At 69.2% G+C, this 19,277-nt stretch carries 13 protein-coding genes and 1 pseudogene; 7 read left to right on the top strand and 7 right to left on the bottom strand.

Translation table 11 applies throughout. The annotated features are described in order from the left end of the window. Both FL344_RS18245 and FL344_RS18240 read right to left on the bottom strand, forming a co-directional pair. A pseudogene (locus FL344_RS18245) lies at positions 1 to 487 on the bottom strand (hypothetical protein); the annotation flags it as partial. 89 nt (positions 488 to 576) lie between these two features. Continuing rightward, entirely contained in the window at positions 577 to 945 is a 369-nt protein-coding gene (locus tag FL344_RS18240; protein WP_011555454.1) for an arsenate reductase family protein, read from the bottom strand. A 105-nt stretch (positions 946 to 1,050) separates the two neighbouring features. On the opposite strand from FL344_RS18240, the gene FL344_RS18235 reads away from it, so the two are divergent. Then, positions 1,051 to 2,394, top strand: coding sequence for a right-handed parallel beta-helix repeat-containing protein (locus FL344_RS18235; protein WP_141619427.1), 1,344 nt, complete (start codon positions 1,051 to 1,053; stop codon positions 2,392 to 2,394). Positions 2,395 to 2,400: 6 nt separating this feature from the next. Here the strand turns inward: FL344_RS18235 and FL344_RS18230 are convergent, their stop codons facing one another. The 3 genes from FL344_RS18230 to FL344_RS18220 are packed head-to-tail and all read right to left on the bottom strand — an operon-like array spanning position 2,401 to position 9,131. Then, a complete protein-coding gene (locus FL344_RS18230) occupies positions 2,401 to 3,465 on the bottom strand; it encodes a serine protease (RefSeq protein ID WP_141619426.1) in 1,065 nt (354 codons plus the stop codon). Between the two features lie 14 nt (positions 3,466 to 3,479). After that, on the bottom strand, positions 3,480 to 8,195 hold the full coding sequence (locus tag FL344_RS18225; RefSeq protein WP_228565160.1) for a trypsin-like peptidase domain-containing protein: 4,716 nt from the start codon (positions 8,193 to 8,195) through the stop codon (positions 3,480 to 3,482). 48 nt (positions 8,196 to 8,243) lie between these two features. After that, positions 8,244 to 9,131 (bottom strand): LysR family transcriptional regulator, encoded by an 888-nt coding sequence (locus FL344_RS18220; RefSeq protein WP_228565159.1) that lies wholly within the window; start codon positions 9,129 to 9,131, stop codon positions 8,244 to 8,246. 182 nt (positions 9,132 to 9,313) lie between these two features. On the opposite strand from FL344_RS18220, the gene FL344_RS18215 reads away from it, so the two are divergent. From FL344_RS18215 to FL344_RS18195, 5 genes are all read left to right on the top strand, one after another. Then, positions 9,314 to 10,069 carry an outer membrane beta-barrel protein gene (locus FL344_RS18215; protein ID WP_141619423.1) on the top strand — a complete coding sequence of 252 codons (756 nt, stop codon included), beginning with the start codon at positions 9,314 to 9,316 and terminating at the stop codon, positions 10,067 to 10,069. A 161-nt stretch (positions 10,070 to 10,230) separates the two neighbouring features. Further along, positions 10,231 to 11,598 carry an SBBP repeat-containing protein gene (locus tag FL344_RS18210; RefSeq protein WP_228565158.1) on the top strand — a complete coding sequence of 456 codons (1,368 nt, stop codon included), beginning with the start codon at positions 10,231 to 10,233 and terminating at the stop codon, positions 11,596 to 11,598. Positions 11,599 to 11,674: 76 nt separating this feature from the next. Beyond that, on the top strand, positions 11,675 to 12,385 hold the full coding sequence (gene rpiA / locus FL344_RS18205; RefSeq protein WP_141619422.1) for a ribose-5-phosphate isomerase RpiA: 711 nt from the start codon (positions 11,675 to 11,677) through the stop codon (positions 12,383 to 12,385). Positions 12,386 to 12,581: 196 nt separating this feature from the next. Continuing rightward, complete coding sequence (locus FL344_RS18200; protein WP_141619421.1) at positions 12,582 to 14,288, top strand: DUF1592 domain-containing protein; 1,707 nt, start codon at positions 12,582 to 12,584, stop codon at positions 14,286 to 14,288. A 5-nt stretch (positions 14,289 to 14,293) separates the two neighbouring features. Further along, positions 14,294 to 15,730 (top strand): DUF1552 domain-containing protein, encoded by a 1,437-nt coding sequence (locus FL344_RS18195; protein ID WP_141619420.1) that lies wholly within the window; start codon positions 14,294 to 14,296, stop codon positions 15,728 to 15,730. Between the two features lie 69 nt (positions 15,731 to 15,799). Here FL344_RS18195 and FL344_RS18190 read toward each other — a convergent pair whose 3' ends face one another. After that, a complete protein-coding gene (locus FL344_RS18190; RefSeq protein ID WP_141619419.1) occupies positions 15,800 to 16,810 on the bottom strand; it encodes a metal-dependent hydrolase in 1,011 nt (336 codons plus the stop codon). A 156-nt stretch (positions 16,811 to 16,966) separates the two neighbouring features. After that, positions 16,967 to 18,277, bottom strand: coding sequence for a pectin acetylesterase-family hydrolase (locus tag FL344_RS18185; protein ID WP_141591865.1), 1,311 nt, complete (start codon positions 18,275 to 18,277; stop codon positions 16,967 to 16,969). A gap of 214 nt (positions 18,278 to 18,491) precedes the next feature. On the opposite strand from FL344_RS18185, the gene FL344_RS18180 reads away from it, so the two are divergent. Continuing rightward, positions 18,492 to 19,163, top strand: coding sequence for a hypothetical protein (locus FL344_RS18180; RefSeq protein ID WP_141619418.1), 672 nt, complete (start codon positions 18,492 to 18,494; stop codon positions 19,161 to 19,163). The last annotated feature ends 114 nt before the right edge of the window (positions 19,164 to 19,277 follow it).

Here is a 19,277-nt window from a genome sequence, read left to right as displayed (position 1 = left end):
GAGGGGGCGGCTCGGCGGGCGTCTCGATGCCATAGAGGTCGGACAGCGCGCGGGCCAGCGCCGCATCCGAGGCGATGTGCGCTTCGACACGTGGCATTCCGGACACAGCGCGGACGGCGTCCACCGCATCCAGCGACACGGGGGCGGGCAGCGCGATGTGGAGCACTTCCCGCTCACCCTGGTCCAGCAGCACCTTTTCGACGCGCAGCGGGACGACCCGATACTGGCGCGCCACGCGAGCGGGGATGTGGTTCAGCAGCCTGGCGTCTGGCGGGGTCCGTTCCAGGTCCACCGCGTCCACGCCGAACTGCTCGGCGAGTCCGCGGAGCACGTCGGCTTCGGAGCAGAGTCCCTCTCGCACCAGCGCCCGCCCGAGCGGGACATGCACCTCATGGTGATGCACCAATCCCACCCGGAGCTGAGCGCGGTTGAGCACTCCCTGTTCCAGGAGAATCTCGCCGAGCGGACGTCGTGAGCCGGTCTCCATGAGAAGACATGAAGTCTTCACTCGACGCCCCGGTCGGCGAGAGGCGGCCCGCCGTGGGCTCGCCAGGTCGCCTGCCTTGCTGGCGGGGCTCAGCCGCGCGAGGCGAAGTGCTGCTCGTAGGCCTCGGGCTTGAAGCCGACGAGGACGGTGTCACCGGTGACGAGCACGGGGCGCTTCACCAGCTTCCCATCCGCGGCCAGCCACTCGACCAGCTCCGCGTCGCTGGCGGCATCCACCTTCGCCTTGCCGAGCGCGCGGTAGCTCTGGCCGCTGGTGTTGAGCCATTTGCGGACGGAGACACCGCTGCGAGCAATCCATTGCTTCAGCTCCGCCACGGTCGGCGGCATCTCGACGATGGGGCGCACCTGGTGGGCAATACCTTGCTCCTGCAACCACTTCAGCGCCTTCTTGCAGGTGCCACAGCCCGAGTATGAGAGAACGAGGACGTCTTTCGCCATGCCCGCGCTTGTAACAGGGCACCCGCGTCCCTCCCAGCGATGAGTCCCCGGGGCGTCCGGCCCTGGTTTGCGAGCCGCCAGCAGCGCGTGTTAGCGCGACGGGGCATGAGAGCCTCCCGCTTCCCGCGCTCGCTGTTCGCGCTACCCGTGGTCCTGGTGCTCGTTGCCTGTTCGTCGGGGCCGGATGACAGGCCCGTTCCCGGAGACGACGCGGGCGTGCCGGACGGCGGCGCGGACTCAGGCACGCCGGACAGCGGCACGGATGCGGGCAATGACGGTGACGCGGGCACGCCGGACAGTGGCACCGATGCGGGCACGCCGGACGCGGGTCCGGACATCGAGGTCCCCGAGGATGGCGGCACGATTGTCAGGGGGACGTTGACGGGACGGCTCACGGTGGAGGGCTCGCCGTACCGGGTGGAGGGGGATTCAAACGGGGTCGTCACCATTCCCCACGGGCAGGTGCTGACGGTGGGGCCGGGCGTCATCCTGGACTTCCGTGGCCGGCCGGAGGTGACGGAGCGGGACGTGGATTCGGACGCCCCCGACAATGTGATGAACCACCAGGCGGGCCGCGTGGAGGTCCGCGTGTACGGCGCCATCCAGGTCCGGGGAACAGCGGATGCGCCCGTGCTGCTGACGTCCACCAACCCCCATGGCTGGTGGGGGATGAACTTCTACGGCGCCAACTCCGTGGGCTCGGGCGACCCGGTGTTCGAGCACATGATTTTCGAGAAGGTGCGCAAGAACCAATACAACAGCGACCGCGATTGGACCCGTGGCGCGCTGTGGGTCTACTACCCGGGGGCGGTGACGATTACGGACTCGGTGTTCCGTGACAACGAGTCTTCCGCCAACTGCGGCGCGTTGGACCTGATGTTCACCGACGGCTCGCGGGTGGAGAACACCGTCTTCGAGAACAACCGCATCCGTGAAATCGACCGCTTCGCACAGCCGGGCACCTCTTCGATGGCCGGCGGTGGAGCGGTGTGCATCACCCATGGTCGCAACACGGTGCTGCGCGGCAACACGTTCCGGGGCAACTTCGTGCAGGCCTTCGGCGGCTCGCTGACGAGCGACCTCTGGGACCGGCCCATCCTCACGTGGCCCAACCCCCAGGGCATCTTTGACCTGGGCGGTGGTGCCGCCATCCACTACTTCCAGCCGGACAATGACCTGCTGGAGGGCAACGTGTTCGACGGCAACTTCATCCCGCTGGGCCCCGGCGCGGCCGTCCAGTTGGAGGACATCGGCGGGTCGCGGACCGTCGTCATGCGAGGCAACCGCTTCGTGAACAACCGGGGCGGGGCCGGAGGTGTCATCACCTGCAACCGCGGGTCGAATACGGGGGAGCTGGTCATCACCCGCGACAACGTCTTCACTGGCAACACGGTGAATGGACAGCCGGCCACGAACATGACGGGCGACTGCGGCGTGGTGACGCAGTAACGGCCCTCACGGCGTGGCGAAGCGGACGCCAGCGCGGCTCAGCAGCGGGTCGTCCGCCAGTTGCCACAGCGCGACGGCGTGGTTCTCCTGCCGGGTGCCACCGAAGTGCAGGCCGAGCACCGCGTGCGTCTCCAAATCGACGATGGGCGAGCCGGAGCTGCCTCCCAACGTGGAGCAGTCATGGGAGAGCTGCTGCCGGGCCGGGTCGAGCGAGAGCAGCTCTCCTGGCTGGAGTCGCTTCACGCCGAAGGCATCCGCGAAGATGCGCAGCAGCACCTCGGGCGGCGTCCGACTGTGGTCCTTCATCGGGTAGCCCACGCAGTACAAGGCGCGGGAGTCCGTCGCGTCCGGTGCTTGGTTGGCGAGCCGCAGCGGGGCGGGACGCAGCACCGCCCCCTTGGGAGCGCCCAGTCGCAGCAGCGCCAGGTCATGCACGGTGTGAACCGCCGCGACGCCTTGGATGGGGAAGGTGGCCTGGGCATCGCGCAGGTGCTCCCCCAGCCAATCCACCCGAGGCACCACGCCGAGCCGCAGCACCCACTTGTCCGTCGCCTGTCGGCAGAAGTGCTGCGCGACGTGACGGTTGGTCATCACCAGCTCATCGGTCACCAGGAAGCCCGTGCCGAGCATGCCGCTTCCGGCCAGTTCGATGCGCCCGGTGGCGTCGATGGTCCGCTCGATGTGCTCGCGGTGTTGCTCCAACATCTCCCACCCCACGGGCGGCGCACCGAAGCTGCCGTTCCGGATGGCGAGGGCAGGGCGCCCGAAGAAGGCGACGACCGTTTCCAGCGCCGTCCGCTCGGTTTCGGAGAGGGGCGTGTCCTCCCCTGAATGCTCCAGCCGTGCGAGGACCTGCGCGCCCGTCGTCAGCAAGTCACGGAGTTCGTCGCGCAGAGCGTCGGCAGTCACCTTGCCGACGACGGAGGTGGGCACGCGCCAGGAAGGGGGAAAGTGTGTGGCGACGAGCGCCTCCACGCCCTCAGGGTGCAGTGCCTCGCGGACCTTCGACAGGTCGCGGAGGGTGCGGCGTGCTCGGTGCAACGGCTCACGGCCTTGCTGGGTGGCGCTCATGGAGACGTCGTGCCTCACGGCGTCGGCAGGCCCGCCAGGGGGGCCGCTGGGACAAGGAAGGTGTCGCAAATGGACTGGACCGGTGCGTACTCTCGCCGTCCGCGCATGAGCGTGCAGGCCTGTCGCAGCAGGTCGTCCGGCCGGAGCGAGAAGACATAGGCTCCGTCCGAGTCGAGGGTGGCGATGCGCGTGCCCATCTCATCGGGCACCATCTCCAGGCCGGAGCGGTAGCCCTGGTGCAACTCGGCCACGTGCCGGCCATCGGAGGTTCGCCAGAAGTGGACCTTGCCCGCCGTGTCCGAGACACCGAAGCGCGCTTGTGCATGGCGGACCTTCACGTGGCTATCCGTGCTCACGTCGATTCTGCGCACGAGCGCGCCTGAGTTCGGGTCGAAGAGGTGGATGGCATCGTCTGTCACCGCGACGAGCCGGGACGTATCAGGAGAGAAGGAGAGCGCCTTGACCTTCCCGTCGATGGCCGCCAGGGGCTTCTTCTCGCCGTTGGTGGCGTCGAAGAGGTAGGCCTGTCCCATCCAATAGACGTCGGGATGGTTGGCGACCGCGAAGTACTTGGAGTCCGGTGAGAACGCCATGACGGCGGCTCCCAGGCTCGTGGGCAGTGGCGCCAGCCTCGTCCCCGTGGCGCTTTCCCAGAGCGCGGAGGACTCGGGCACGTTGGAGAGGGTGACGAAACGCTCGCCGTCCGGTGAAAACGAGGCGCCCTGGGATGTCATCGCAGCGGTGGCCAGAGGCGCCTCCCGCGTCAGTCGGCAGTCTCGGGCGGAGCCCAGGTAGACGGAGCGTTCGTCCTCAATCGCGAAGTACCTGCCGCTGGGGGCGAACTCGACGAGGGCGCTCTGGGAGAACGTCCTCTGCGTCTGACACGCGCCCTCGCCAGGCACCTCGGTCCGTTGGAGGTGCGCACGGGTGCGAGGCGACGCCAGGAAGCTCTCGATGGCGGGGTCCTCCGTGGGGGTGACGTGCCGCCATCGCCAGTGCGCGGGGAGCGAGGTCAGGTTGATTCCTGCTTCGATGGGCGGCGGCTGTGTGCGCGGTCCAAGGTTCGCCTGCGCCACGTCCCAGAACCAGACCTTCACGCCGCAGCGGACGGCGAGGAACTGGCCGTCGTGAGAGAAGGCGCCCTCCAGGGGCGGATACACGCCTTCGACGTCACACGCGCCCAGTGCTGTCTGGCTCGAGGTCTCCCTGTCGACGAGCGAGAGCTGGCCGCTTTGCGGCTCCCTCACCGCCATCCAACGCAGGTCCCTGGACACGGCGAAGCCGCCCGGCACGTACTCGCTCCAGGTGGAGATATCGATGTTCTTCCGCGTGAGGCCGGGTTCGGCCTGGACGAGGAGCGTGCGTCCATCCGGCGCGCTCAGGGCCCGCTCCGCCCGGGATTCCAAAGGCCCCTGGCGAAACATCCAGCGCAGGGTTGCCTGCGGAACCCGGATGAAGGGATGGGCGCCCACGGGATTTTCGGCGAACTCGACGGCGCGCCGCCCGTTCTCGAAGAGGCGCCCATGGAGGGGAATGGGCGTCCAGCGTGTTCGCATCCGCGGGGATGCCGCGCTTCCGGTGGCGTTGCCAGGCCCTCTGTCACAGAAGCGCACGGTGAGCGCCGAGGAGAAGATGTCGTCGAAGGCCGAGAGGCTGCATTCGTCTTCGAAGGACGGCATGAGCGCGTGCCCTTCGAGTTTCGTGAGCGGGCGATGAAGGTCCCGGCCAGAGGGCAGCTCCAGCAGACGGAGGCTGACTTCGCCGCGCCGGTCTCCGAGCACGGCAAGCCTGCTCGAAGGGGAGAAGGCGACCGAGGGGCCCGGGTCATGCGTCGTGATGCACCGGATGAGGCGCGCATCGGAGGTCAGGTCGTAGAGGCACGTCAGTTCTTCACCGCCCACCCATGCGTAACGTGAGTCGCCCGACAGCACGGCCTGGGTGCAGGGCTCCTGGAAGGTCAGCTCGCGCAATGTCCGTCCGGTGTTCGCATCCCAGAGCTTCACCCTTCGGTCGCGACTGGCGGACAGCACGCGGTCGCCGCTGTCCGAGAACGAAATGGCTGTAATCCTGTCCTGGTGGGCATCCGGAATGGAGGGCACAGCGCCCTGGTGGCTCCACCTGAACAGGGTGCCTCGGCGCCCTCCCAGCCAAAGCGTTCCATCCCCGGGAGAGAAGCCAAAGGCGTGGGTGTCCTCCCCTGAAATGTCGGCGTACAGCGCGTCCGTGCATTCCACGAGCGCGCCCTTCGGGCACAGGTCGACGGACTCGAACTCGCGCAGCAGGCTGGCGGTGCGGACGTCCCAGAGCCGGCTGACGAACCGCATGGACGGAGTCAGCACGACGCCTCGTGTGAGGAGATGACGTGAGTCTGGAGAGAACGCGCCGACGGTGCGCGCCTCGAGCTCCGTGGACAAGGGGGCCGAGTAGAGGAAGGCGGCGATGGCCTCGGTCAGCGCTTCGGTCACTTCGTCCTGGGCTGCGTCCGCGCCTGCCGGCGGGCTTCCCGCGAGTTGGATGGCCTGCGTGAGTGCCTCCACCTCGCGGCCAGGGCTGCGCGACAGGCTCACCACGGAATCGGCTTGGGAGATGCGCAACTGCAAGGAGAGCTGTTTCGAGGTCGCGGCCTCGGCGGCCACGGCAATCTCAGCCGCATCCTTCGCGGCCACGGCCTGCTGCTCGGAATCCACCGCCCGGAGGTAGAACCCGCTCACGCCCAGCAGCGCGCTGATGGAGGCACCCAGGGCGAGCCACAGGTTTCGCCGTGTCCGCCCGTACCGGCTCCGCTCCGCTTCCTGGCCGCGCAGGACGTACCGTTGGACCCGCGCGCTCGTTGGGTGCGGATGGCGCGTGACCATCGCCTGCGCGTGGGTGAGCGCCTCGCCTCGCAGCAGCCGGTGCTCGGCCTCCTGGCGCTGCTGAGCGCGCTCCGCTTCCCACCAGCGCTCCGCGTCGGCCTGCACGGCTTCGTGCCAGCGGCGGAAGGCCCGGTCCTCGGTGCGCAGCTTCACGAAGCGCTGCCAGTGCGTGAGGAGCGCGTCGTGAATCAGCTCCACCGTCTCCCGCTGCCGGTGCCCGTCCTGGGCCGTCACCAGGAGCCGTCCGTTGACGAGCACCTGGAGCACCGCGTCCACCTCGGCCTGCTCACCCAGGCGCCCGCGCAGCACCTCCAGCGGCACTCGGCGGCCCTTGTCCTCCAGGCCGCTGTCCGCCTCACCCAACTGCACCAGCTCCAGCAACAGCCGGTCCGCCAACAGGCGTTCCGAGGGCTTCAGCGGTTCGTAGACGCTGTCCGCCCAGCGCGCCAGCGAACCGAGCAGCCCCGCGCTGGCGTTGAAGGCCTCCAGGGTCATCGCGCCATCCCGCGACGCCTGCCATAGCTGCGTCAGCGCGACCTCCAGCAACGGAAGCACGGTGACGCGAGCGCCCGCGCCGGACTCCACGCGGAACTCCTCCTGCGCGGCCAGGGCGATGGAGTCCACCACCTCGGGTGGGTCGAAGCGCAGGCCCACCTCCCGGGCCGGGCCGGCGATGATGTCCCGCAGCTCCGAGGGCGTCAGCACCGATGGCACCTGCACCCGGTGCTCACCGAGCAAGGTGCGCAGCCTCGGCGCGCGCTCGGACAGCACCGCGTCGAAGCCCTCGCGCAGCGCCACCACGCACGTCACGGGCAACGACTCATCCGCGAGCGCGGAGAGCTGCTGGAGGAATCGTTGATGTTGCGCTAGCTCCGCGCTGCTTCCACGAAGGAGCACGTCCTCCAACGAGTCGATGACCAGCACCAGCCGCTTCCCTGGCTCCGGATTCGCGGCCCGCCACGCCTGGACGCGCGCGACCAACCCCTCTCCAGCGGGCAGTCCCGCGCCATCCAGCGCGGCGAACGGGTCCAACCCCGGGCGCAGGGCCCGGACGTCCCAGTGCTGGCTGCCCGGAATGAACGTTCCGTCCCGCAGCGCGGGAATCAGCCCCGCGTGGAGCAACGACGACTTGCCACTGCCCGAAGGTCCGGAGACCTCCACGAATCGGGGCAGCCTCGCGAGCAGCGGCAGCAGCTGTTCGTCCAGCACCCGCCCGCGTCCCTTCCAGAACCGCGCGTCCGATTCACGGAATGACGCCAGGTCCCGGTAGGGGCAGTCCTCCGAAGCACTCAGCTCCGGACAGCGCGCGAGCAGTTGCTCCGTGGGCGTCGCGTACGCCTCCCGCGCCTCCGAGGCCACGGCCTTGAAGCGCACCACACCCACCACGCGCCGCGTCTGCTCATCGAAGAGGGGCGCGCCGCTGAAGCCCTCCCGGATGTCCGAGCCGTGCAGCAGCAGCTTGCGAAAGTCGCCGTCCCCCGTCGCATAGCCGATGGTGCCGCGGGCCCACGTGCCCGTGTCATCGAAGCCCCGTGGAAATCCGAACGTGGCGAAGCGGTGGTCCGCGCTCCGCTCCACACTGCCCAGGGGCAGCGGCGTGAACGGCCCTCGGAGCGGGCGCGTCAGCGTCAGCACCGCGAGGTCCGCCACCTCCGTGGGGCTCGATGCATCGAGCCGCAGCCGCGCCGTGGCCTTCTCGTGGCTCTGCAGGACCTCCAGGCAGATGGCGTCACGCTCGGTGTCGCTGAGCGTGTCGAGCACGTGCCAGCACGTCACCACCAGGCGCTCGGTGACGAGGAACCCTGTCCCGAGGACGCGCTGCCGATCCCGGCTCAACACGCGAACGACGCCTTCTCGGAGGTCACTGCCTTTCATGATGCGCGCGAAGCTAGCACGCGCACCCTGAGCTGATTCCAGGCGCACTCAAGGGGAGGATTCCGCCTCCGTGAGCGCTTGCACGATTCGGCGGGCGGCCCGTCCCAGGGGGATGTCCGCGTGGTGGTGGAGTTGGGGGCGGAACGCGTGGGTGGCGTCACCCGCCAGCTTCAGGGCCTTCAGCTCGCCCCGGCGCAGCTCGCGGGTGGCCATGTATTCGGGCAGCCACCCGAAGCCCAGCCCCTCCAGGATGGCCGCCTTCTTCGCCGCGAAGTCATTGAGATGCACCGTGGAGCGTGCCTCCAGCTCGCCGGTGCTGAGCTGGAGCCGCGGGTCCGAGCCGCGCACCGTGAGTACCAGGTGCTCGGCCAGGTCCTCGTCCTTCAGCGGTCCCCGCCGCCGGGCCAGGGGATGGCCCCGGTGGGCCACCAGGATGGCCTTGAGCTCCGGCAGGCGGTACGTGCGCAGGCCCGGCACGGTGGGCGGCAGCAGCGTCACCATCAGGTTCGCCTCCTCGCGCACGAAGGCCGCTTCCACGCCGGAGAGGAACTCCGCGGAGACGTGGAAGCGGGTGCTGGCGCCCTCGGCGCGCAATTCCTTCAGCACGCGCAGCAGGGGCTCGGCGGGGAAGATGCCGTCGAAGACGATGCGCAGCGCGGGCTCCCAGCCGGCGCGAATCTCCGCGCACGCGGCCTCCAGCTCGCGCTCGGCGGCCAGCAGCTTGCGGCAGTGCTCCAGAATCCGTTCCCCGGCGGGCGTCAGCCGGGTGCGGTAGCCGCGCCGGTCGAGCAGCGTCAGCTCCGTCTGCGCCTCGAGCGTGCGCAGCGCGTACATCACCGCCGTGTGTCCCTTTCGCAGGGCCTCCGCCGCGGCGGTGAAGGTGCCATGGCGGGCGAGGGCGTCCAGGGCGCGGGCATGCTCCAACGTGACGTTCATGCCCGACATTGTGCAATCTTCAGACAGATACAGGCAGTTCTCTGTGTTCGTGCCGCGTCCTCTGCGCTGGACTGGCTGCTTCATGACGCATGACGCTGCGCGCCCTATGCCGGGTGTGAGAGCCGCCCTACAGTCCCTCACAGTGAGGTGCTCCGAGAGCACCCACCTCGACGGAGGGGAATATGACGGGAAAGCTGTCTAGGGCCCTGGCTGTGGTGTCACTGCTGGCCTCCACGAGCGCGAGCGCGCAGGAGGAGGCGCAGGCGCTGGAGTCCTCCGCGCGGGATGAGCGCAGTGGCCTGGAGCTCACCGTGGGGGTCGGCTTCCAGGTGGGCGCTGGCTACGTCTACCGGGAGGGGGCGGGGCTGGACCGGCAGGTCCGCGACCTGAAGCTCAGCGACGCGGCCAATGGGGGCATCGCCTTCCTGTTGGAGGCGGGCTACCGCGTCAACTCGCGCTGGTACGTGGGCGCGTTCGGCCAGTACTCGCACGTGCTGACGAAGACGAACCCGTACACGTGCCCGGAAGGCTACGACTGCTCCACGTCGCAAATCCGCTTCGGTCCCCACGTGCAGTATCACTTCGCGCCGGACGCCTCGTTCGACCCCTTCGTGGGGCTGGGCGTGGGCATGGTCCTGCTCAACAACAAGGTCTCCGGTCCCATCACCCAGCCCGCGCCCGGAACGGTGGAGATTGACAGCCAGTCGCGCGGCCCTGAGTTCGTGAACCTGACCCTGGGCGGCAAGTGGCGGCTGTCGGATTCGCTGTCGTTCGGCCCGTACCTGACGGGCACGTATGCTCGCTACACCACGCGCAGCGGCACCTCGACGGTGAACATCCCCGCCATCAATCTCACGCAGGAGACGCCGCTGGAGCAGGTGGGCGATGGCCCCTATGGCTTGCTCATGCTCGGAGTTCGCGGGACCTGGAACCTCTAATCCGGAATAGCCGGGTTTGTGTTTCACGCGCAGTCTCAAGTGACGCGGTGCCAACACGCCGCGTCACATGTTTCCCTACCGGGGACGTCGTCGTTCGGGATTCTCAACGCCTGCTGGCTGCGTAGAGTGCGGGCAGAGATTTTCATCCCGAGGAGTCGCCCATGGTTCGTGGTTGGCAGCGGTGGAGCGCGTGCGGAGTCCTGGGTGGATGGGTGCTGCTGAGTCTTCCCGGGGCCTCAATCGCAAAGGCGCCTCCGTTGCAGCAGGTCACCAGTTGGGTGCACCAGTCCGGCGGCCCGCAGGACGAGCTGGCACAGGCCGTCACCACCTCCGGCAACGCCGTCTATACGGCGGGCTACACCAGCGGGCAGCTCGACGCGGAGCCCTCGGCGGGGGGGCAGGACGCCTACGTTTCGAAGTACGACGCCTCGGGCGCGCTGCTGTGGACGCGGCAGCTGGGAACGTCCGCGAATGACCGCGCGCTCGCGGTGTCCGCGGATGAAGCCGGCAACGTCTACGTCGCGGGCTACACGTGGGGCAGCTTCAGCTTCTACGAGAACGCCGGCGGCACGGACTTGTTCGTGGCGAAGTACGACGAGAAGGGGGCTTTCCAGTGGGTCCGGCAGTTCGGCACCGCCACGGATGACTACGCCACGGGCATCGCCGCCACACGGCTGGCGTCGCATGACGTCGTCTTCGTCAGTGGCTACTCACTGGGGCGCTTCGATGGCTCGGCGCCGCAAGGCAACTACGACGTGGTGGTGGCCAAGTTCGACACGGGCGGCAATCCCTACTGGCTGCGCCAGTTCGGCTCCGCGCGCAGCGACGTGGCGCTGGGCGTGGCCGTGAGCCCCAACGAGGACATCTACGTCACGGGCTACACCTACGGCAGCCTCGACGGCGTGACGAACCCGGGCAACACGGTGGACCTGTTCCTGACGAAGTACAACATCCTGGGCGAGCCGCAGTGGGTTCGCCAGCTCGGCTCCTCGCATGACGAGTTCGGCACCGGCGTCGCGGTGGCGGACGACGGCGGCGTCTATGTGTCGGGCTACACGTCGGGCGCGCTGGAGGGGAGCACCCGCCTGGGCTCCTATGACGCCGTGCTGGTGAAGTACGACACCCAAGGCAACTGGCATTGGACGCGGCAGATTGGCACGGCGACCACCGACTACGCGCAGTCCGTGGCGGTGAGCAAGGAGGGCCGTGTCTACCTGGCGGGATTCACCTCCGGCGCCATGGGCGGCGAACCGTCGCTCGGGAGCACCGACATGTTCCTGGCCGCCTACGACATCCACGGCACGTGGCTGGATTTCCGGCAGGTGGGCTCCACGTCGGCGGACCGTGGCCAGGGCGTGGCCATCGCGGAGGACGGCGCCATCTATCTGGTGGGCTACACCTTGGGGCAGACGTCCAGCTTCCCCAGCGCGGGGGGCTACGACGCGGTGCTGTACCGCTTCCTGGATGGCGCCGCGTTGCCGGATGAGCCAGGGCCGTGGGCGCCCCGATGGAACTCCAAGGCCCTCTGAGCCGTTCGCCGTCCAGCACGGGACATCGCGCGCGGGGGCAAGCGGCCACCGCGCGAAGCCGCGCTACGCTTCCGCCATGAGCCAGCAGGGCGACGGCGCGGCGACGGCCCGCTACAAACAAGCGGCCGCCGAATGGGCGGTGGACGGCTTCATCCAGCCGGGCATGGTGGTGGGGCTGGGCACGGGCAGCACCGCGGCCTTCGTCGTCCAGCATCTGGCCGCGCTGCGCGCGCGGGGACGGTTGCTGGACGTCGTGGGCGTGCCCACCTCGCGCGCCACGGAGGCGTTGGCTCGCTCGTTGGGCGTGCCCGTGTCGACGCTGGACGCGCACCCCGTGCTGGACGTCACCCTCGACGGCGCGGACGAAGTGGCGCCGGACCTGTCCCTCATCAAGGGCGGAGGTGGCGCGCTGCTGCGCGAGAAGATCGTCGCGCAAGCCAGCCGGCGCGTCGTCATTGTGGTGGACGCGGGAAAGCTCTCCCCCGTGCTGGGCACGCACTGGCCGGTGCCGGTGGAGGTGATGTCCTTCGGTTGGCGCTCCCAGGCGCGGTTCCTCGAATCGCTTGGCGCGCGCGTCACCGTCCGGCAGGGCGCTGGCGGCGAGCCCTTCCTCACGGACCAGGGCAACCTCGTGCTCGACTGCGCCTTCGGCCCCATCGACGCGCCCGCGGCGCTGGCCGCGAGCCTGGGCGCGCGCGCGGGAATCGTGGGCCACGGCTTGTTCCTGAACCTCACCACGGACCTGGTGGTGGCGGGTCCGAAGGGCGTGGAGCACCGCGCGCGCTGATGTCAACGCGGTGTGAACGCGCACCCAGAGTCCTCTCTTACCCAGAAGGCAAACAGTGGCAACGTAGGCGATTGTGCGGCCAGTTTATTCTGTAATCCTTGCATTCGCTGGCGTTTGGAGCCAATTCCAGCGCAATCCCGCAGCTCGCCTGGACGCACAGGGGCACTGAAGCGCCGCGCTCGAATCGTGACGGACCGTGTTGGTGAAGCGGTTAGAATCGTCTGCCAGCCAGCACTTCAGAGGGGGCCAATCTGGGGGTGGCTGGTCCGAGGGTGCCTTGCGTATGCGACTCTTCCGTTTCTCTGTTTCCGCGGCCTTGCTGCTGTCAGCAGCGTCGTGTTCTTCCGACAAAACCCCGCCAGGGGGGACGCCTCCTGAAGTCGACGAGGCATCGGCGACGCGTGTGCGGCGCATGACGCGTGCGGAGTACGACAACAGCGTCAACGCCATCTTCCCCACGACGGTGCCGCTGGTGATGACGTACGCCTTCGCGCCGGAGGACACCATCCTCGGGTTCTCCACCCATGACCGGCTGCAGGTCACGTCGTTGCTGGCGGACCAGATTGACGTGGCCGCGAACAACCTCGCGGAGTACGGCAAGGTCCAACTGCGCGCGGACTGGACGTGCGCGGCGGGTGTGCCGGATCTGGAGTGCGCGGAGAAGTTCATCCGCGGCATTGCCTCGCACGCCTACCGCCGGCCCGTCACCGACGACGAGGTCGCCGACCTCCTGGTGCTGTGGCAGGAATCGAGCAGGGGGACGGACCCGGGCACCGGGGCCCGCATGGTGCTCCAGGGCATCTTCTCCTCGGCGTCCTTCCTGTACCGCACCGAGCTGGGCGCGGAAGGTGCCGGCGCCAATCAGGTGGTGCGGATGACGCCGCATGAAGTCGCCACCGCGCTGGCCTTCGCCATCACCGCCGGCCCCGCCGACGCGGAGCTGCTGGCCGCGGCCGAGGCGGGCCAGCTCGACTCTCCGGACGAGCGTGAGAAGCACGCCCGCCGGCTGCTGGCCACCCCCGCGGCGCAGCGGCACCTGTACCGCTTCGTCGAGGAGTGGATTGGCATCACCGGCCAGGCCAACCTCACCAAGAACAACCAGGTGTTCCCGGTCTTCAGCGCGGCCTTCAAGGTCTCCAGCCAGGCGGAGACGCGGGCCTTCATCAACCACATCCTGAAGGAGCGCAACGGCTCCGTCCGCGAGCTGCTCAACGCCGACTACACCTACGCCGACGCGCGCATGGCGTACTTCTACGGCACCCAGCCCTCCATGCCGGACGGCACGCTGGGCCGGCTGCCGCTGCCGGCCGAGCGCGCGGGCATCCTCACCCACGCCAGCGTGCTGGCCACCTACGCGCTCTTCGACTCCAGCTCGCCCATCCGCCGGGGCAAGTTCATCATGCACCGCCTGCTGTGCCGCGAGGTGCCGCCGCCGCCGGCGACCATCTCCATCATCCCGCCGGAGCCGGTGCTGGACCGCACCACGCGTGAGCGCTTCGCCGCCCACACCAACAACCCGACGTGCGCGGGCTGCCACCGGACCCTGGACCCCATCGGCTTCGGCTTCGAGGACTTCGACGGCCTGGGCAAGCACCGCACGGTGGAGAACGGCCTGGCGGTGGATGCCTCCGGCGCCGTGGAGCTCTCCACGGGGACGGTCCCCTTCACGGGCGCCGCGGCGCTGGCGCGCGTGCTGGCGACCAGCGACGACGTGGGGGACTGCGTGCCGCTCCAGCTCTTCCGCTTCGCCATGGGACGTGACGAGACCCCCGTCGACGAGCACATGCTGGCCGACATGCGGTCCATGTTCCGGGCCAACCCGGAGTGGCGCATGGGCGATGCGCTCGTCGGCCTCGTGCGCTCCCCGTACTTCGTCCACCGGCGTACCTCTTCCCCCGAGTAGCCCCCATGCTCCGCGAACTTTCCCGACGCTCCCTGCTCCAGGCGCTGGCCGGCTCGACGGCGGCGCTTCCCCTGGCCAACCTGCTCGGCACCACTGACGCCTACGCCCAGGGCACCACGCCGCCGCTGCGCTTCGTGGCCCTGTTCACCTCGCACGGCTGCCTCCCGGAGCTCTGGAATCCCCAGGGCTCGGAGACGAACTTCACGCTCGACTTCCCCAACTCCATGCTCTTGCCGCTCCAAGAACACCGGGACAAGCTCCTGGTGCTGGACGGCCTGGACTACCAGGTCCTCTACGAGCAGGGCCTGACGGGCCATGAAGGCGGCCCGGTGACGTTCCTCACCGGAAGCAAGGTCAACACCGGCAGCGGGGACCACCTGCCGGAGAGCGCCTCGCTGGACCAGGTGCTGGGCAACCACATCGGTGGTGGCACGCGCTTCCGCTCCCTGCAGCTCAACGCCTGGGAGCAGTTCGGCGGCCAGCACGTCTACAACAGCATCAGCTTCACGGCGAACGGCTCGCGCGTCCCCTTCGAGCGCGACCCGGCCAACGTGTACCAGCGCCTCTTCGGTGACGCGCCTTCGCCGTCCGCCGACCCGGCGCAGGTGGCGAGCAACCGGGCGCGCCGCAAGAGCCTGCTGGACTTCCTGATGAAGGACGCCACGCGCCTGCGCAACCGCCTGGCGGGCGCCGAGCGCCAGAAGCTGGAGACGCACCTGGAGGCGCTGCGCGACATCGAGCGGCGTCTGGGGGCGCTGGCCGTGGAGCCGGCGCCGCTCCCCAAGCAGCAGTCCGGCGAGGCCGTTTGCGGTGGCGGCGCCGCTCCGCCGTCCTACGGCCTGGGCGGCCTGGGGGACCTCAACAACATGCCGGCGCTGACGCGGCTGCACATGGACCTCATCGCGCGCGCCTTCGCGTGTGACCTGACGCGCGTCGTCACCATGACGATTCCGGGGCCGTCCATGCCCTGGCTGCGCATCCACGAGGACACGCACAACGACATCGCCCACCTGCTCGACGTGCAGGATGAGCCCCGCCGGAGCACCATCCGCGGGAAGATGGTGCTGATTCAGCGCTGGTACGCCGAGCAGTTGGCCTACCTGATGACGCAGTTGGCCAACATCCCGGAGGGCAGCGGCACCGCGCTGGACAACACGCTCATCTACTGGGGCAACGAGCTGGGCGATGCGTCCGGCCATATGAACGTGCGCGTCCCCACCGTGCTCGCGGGCGGGGCGGGGGGACGCTTCCGCATGGGCCGCTTCCTGCGCGTGCGCCCCGCGGGCTCCAACCCGCTGGGCGGCTGGGCGGGCCCCGGCACGCGGCTGAGTGGCGCCGTGGCGCACAACAAGCTGCTGGTCTCCATTGCCCGAGCCTTCGGCGTGAATGTGAATACGTTCGGCCACCCCGACTACACGGGGGAGCTGCCGGGCCTCACCTGAGCGGCGCTCGGGCTTGAAGTCCGGGCCCCGGTGGGAGCCGCGTGCTTTCGCCGGGGCCTTCGTGTTTCTTCAGGGCGCCGCGGTGTCAGCGCTCCGCCACCTGCGCAGCAGCTCGCTGGCGCTGCCACCGCGCTCCAACTGCGCGTGGGTCACCGCGTTGGACGCGTCCAGGTGGATGACGAAGGCCAGCGTTGGCTCGCCGCGCAGGTGGTAGCGCAGGTCGGCGATGCGCACCTTCCGGCCTCCTTCGGCCAGCGGCTCCATGTGGACGAGTGGGAAGCGGGCCCATGCGAGCGCCTCGCGCACCGTCGGCACGGCCTGCACGTGCTCCGGCAGCGTGCTCCCGGTGGCTTCCGCGCGCCGGGCCTCCGAGGGCGGACCCGCCAGGGGGACATCTCCCGCGGCGAAGACGTCACCGGGCAGCGTGGCCACGTAGCGCCACGTGCTCACGGAGAAGGGCAGGGGAAAGACGCGCACCGCCTGCGCGGCGGGGTAGGCCGCCTCCACCCGCTGCGTCAGCACCGCCCAGGTGGCCACGCGGAAGCCCACGTACGCCACGGAGCAGGCCGCGCTCCACAGCAGCGTCCGCCGCCAGTCCGCGCGCCGGCGCCAGGCCAGGATGGCTCCGCCGAGCAGCGGCAGCGTCACCCAGGGGTCCACCACCATCGTCCAGTCCAGGCTCAGGCGGCTGTCGGAGAAGGGCAGCAGCACCCGCGTCCCCCAGCCCGTCCACAAGTCGGGCAGGAGGTGCGCGAAGACGACGGAGGCCAGGCTGGTGAGGAACACGGGCGCCAGCCGCGCGCCGCAGAAGCAGGCGCGGGCGGCCAGCGTGGCGGTGAGCGCCACCAGCGGCGCGGCGACGAGCGCGTGGGACAGCCCCCGGTGGGCCTGGAGCGCCACCGTCACCGCGTCGCCGCGCGCCAGCAGGGTGTCCAGGTCCGGCAGCTCCGCGGCGAGCACCGACGCCACCAGCACCGCTCGGTCCGTGGGGGAGGCGCGCTCCGGGGCGCCGGGGCGCACGTCGGGCTTGCGCATGGCGCCAATGGCGAGCCCGAGCAGTCCGTGGGTGAGGTTGTCCATGGCGTGGCTTCGTCTATCGCCCCACTGGCCGCGTGGCCAGCGGCAGGGGAGGCGCCATTCGCCCGGCGCCTGAAACGGCGAAGCGGGACGCCGGGAATCCCCGACGTCCCGCTCCAGGTGTGGCGTCACCGGGCCAGGCCCGGCGTCAGCGGCTGACTACCCGCCCAGCGCGCCGTTGATGAGCGGGGCGACAATCTGCATGCCCGGGTCCTCGGCGTTGTAGCCGTTGGCGGGCTCGTAGATGCGGACGCGCTGGTTGCCGTTGATCCACCGCGACAGGAACGTGTCCATGCCCACGAACTCGCTGTAGCACTTGTACGTCTGGCTCCACGGGAACTCGAGGTACTCGTACCAGTAACGCTTCTTCTCCATCTGCTGGCAGGCGTGCGCGCCGATGAAGGTGATGATGGTGCTGCAGTGGCTGGAGTTGATGGCGCGCTCGTGCGGGATGAAATAGCTGAAGTTGTTGTACTTGTTCAGCTCGGTGACCAGCGCGTCCTGGTCCTGCTTCCAGTAGCCCAGCACGGACTCCTTGTCGTTGGGCGAGTGGAAGCGGTCATACGAGAAACGCGAGTAGTTGTAGTCGCGCGAGTAGCCCGTGTAGGCCAGCTGGTCGTTGGGGAACTCCTGCGCCACCATGCGGTTGATGGTGCCGAAGTCGCTCTGGCTGAACGTGCCCGGCAGCAGGGAGAAGACGGAGTTCAGGTCCCACGACTGGCGAATCTTGTCGTGCAGCGCGCGCGAGCGGAAGTTCGCGTTGGGCGCCAGGAAGATGGGGCCGGAGTCGTTGAGCAGGTAGCCCCGCGCCGGGTTGATGGCCTTGCGCAGGAAGTAGTAGCCGGCCGACGTCGCCGTGCCACCCGCGCTGTAGCCCGTCATCAGCATCTTCTGGACGTTGGGGAACTGCGTCTTCGCGTAGTTCGCCACCGCCAGCGTGTTGTTGTAGCCGTTGTGGTGCCACGTCAGCGGCGGGTTCTGCCCCGTCGAATCGACGTAGGTGGCCACGTTGTTGCCCACGTGCACGTCACCGGTGCAGTACGGCACGTAGACGATGTTCCAACCCTTCGTCACCAGGTCCGTCTTGCTGCGCCCCGGCAGGCCCGGGTCCGCGCCGTTGACGAGCGGCGACACATACTTGGCCGTGAACTGGGTGATGTAGTCGTCGGCGATGCCGTTCGGATTGGCGGCGCCCAGCAGGCCCGCGCGGCCGCTACACGTGTCGTAATCCCAGCACGCGCCGCCACCTTCGAACAGGAACATCAGGTTGGGCGAACCCGTGCGATGTACCCAGAACTTGAACTGGGAGCCATTGCCACACTTGGTTCCTGGCAGCTCCACCTTCTGCCAGTTGTAGTTGTTGCCACCGTCCACCAGCACGTCGACGATGGAGGACATCACCACCTCCGCGCGTGCGGCTGCGGGCACGAGCGCGGCGGCCGTGAGTCCAGCCAGGACCAGGTTCTTCATTCGGGGACCTCCGGGTTTAGTTGGGAAATCCGTGTATACAATGGCGTTGCATCCGCGTCAGGAGGATTGTGGTTGTTTCACGTTTCCGACGAGAGGGACGCGGGTGCTGCATTGCGCCAAGGATGCGACGCATTGCGGCATCCGATGTGGTGCGTTGCGCTATCGCGCGGTGGGAGGTTGCCGCGCCCACTCCGTGCGCGGTATTCGGAGCGGCATGGCCGTGAATGCATGGAGGAAGGGCCTGCCCGGCCTTGTCGTGGCGACGGGCCTCGTGGTGGCGGCGCTGGTGTACGCGCTTCGTCAGGACCCGGAGCCGGTGACGCCGGAGTCTCCCGCCGTCATCGAGCAGGCCGCCACGCCCATGGCGCCGCATGCCGAGGCGCGCACGCCGCCGCCTCCTCCGCGGGCCACGCCGCCGCCGCTGGACCTGACGCGGCCGCCCGAGGAAGTGCCGGATGACAACGCGCCCAAGGTGCACCCGGTGGACCTGCAGGTGATTCGCGCGAAGCTGCCCGACAACCTCTACTGGCGGATGGGTGCGCCCACGCAGGACCCGGCGGAGCTGGAGCGCCGCGAAGCGGAGTCCCGCCGCTGGAACGAGCTCTACGGCAAGGTGCTGTCCGCCGATGCCACGGTGGAGCAGATTCGCGAGTACTACGGCCACCGCCGTCAGGTGTCCGAGGACTTCATCACCTTCTCCACCGAGGTGTTGTCCCGGTTTGGTGACGTGCTGCCGGAGCGGGACCGCGGGCTCTACGAGCTGAGCATCAACATGCACCGCACGCGGCTGGCGGAGCTGCCGGCGCAGGAGCAGGACGCGCTGGACCGGCGAGAAGCCCAGGAGCGCCGCCGCGAGGCCTGGCGCCAGGGCCTCCAGTCGCCCTGAGCGCGCTCCCGTGCGGGCGAGGAGACTGTCCATCTCCGGACAGTGCCTCCGCGGGCGCGCCCGGCATGCCTCGGGGTGGGGAAGGGCGTCTCCCCCGAGCGGCGAGAATGTCGG

The organism is Myxococcus sp. AB036A (assembly GCF_006547355.1).
Classification (GTDB): domain Bacteria; phylum Myxococcota; class Myxococcia; order Myxococcales; family Myxococcaceae; genus Myxococcus; species Myxococcus virescens.
The sequence above is the reverse complement of the archived record's forward strand: the minus strand, read 5'-3'. Positions and strand labels throughout refer to the sequence as shown.